This is a genomic window from Pseudarthrobacter albicanus (genome assembly GCF_018224015.1).
Lineage (GTDB): Bacteria > Actinomycetota > Actinomycetes > Actinomycetales > Micrococcaceae > Arthrobacter > Arthrobacter albicanus.
Genome location: NZ_JAGPOT010000077.1, coordinates 1 through 570, shown reverse-complemented (window position 1 = coordinate 570; position 570 = coordinate 1). Strand labels below are relative to the sequence as shown.

Here is a 570-nt window from a genome sequence, read left to right as displayed (position 1 = left end):
ATTTCGCCGTCACCCAGGAACGCCCAGACCTGCTGGTCCGAGGTGTCCTTGATGCCGCGGTTCTGCAGGTACCGGTTGGACTGCGCCTGGTAGATCGCGTTCATCGGCCCGATCCCCATGGACACGGTGGGGAATTCCCAGAACTTGGGCATCAGCCGCGGGTGCGGGTAGGAGGACAGGGCATGTCCTTCCTTGGACTTCTCCTGCCGGAAGCCGTCCAGGTCCTCCTCGCTCAATCGGCCCTCCATGAAGGCCCGGGCGTACATGCCGGGGGAGGCATGGCCCTGGAAGAAGACCTGGTCCCCGCCGCCGGGGTGGTCCTTGCCGCGGAAGAAGTGGTTGAAGCCGACCTCGTACAGCGTCGCGGCGCCCGCGTAGGTGGAGATGTGCCCGCCGACGCCGATATCGGCCCGCTGCGCCCGGTGCACCATGACCGCGGCGTTCCACCGCAGCCACGCCCGGTACTTGCGCTCGATCTCCTCGTCGCCGGGGAACGGGGCTTCCTGGTCCACCGGGATCGTGTTCACGTAGTCCGTGGTGGTCACCATCGGCACCCCCACGGACTGCGCC

Annotated in this window: 1 pseudogene; it reads right to left on the bottom strand. The window is 67.4% G+C overall.

The features are described from left to right. Positions 1–570, bottom strand: a pseudogene (locus tag J9611_RS15985) (pyruvate dehydrogenase (acetyl-transferring), homodimeric type); the annotation flags it as partial.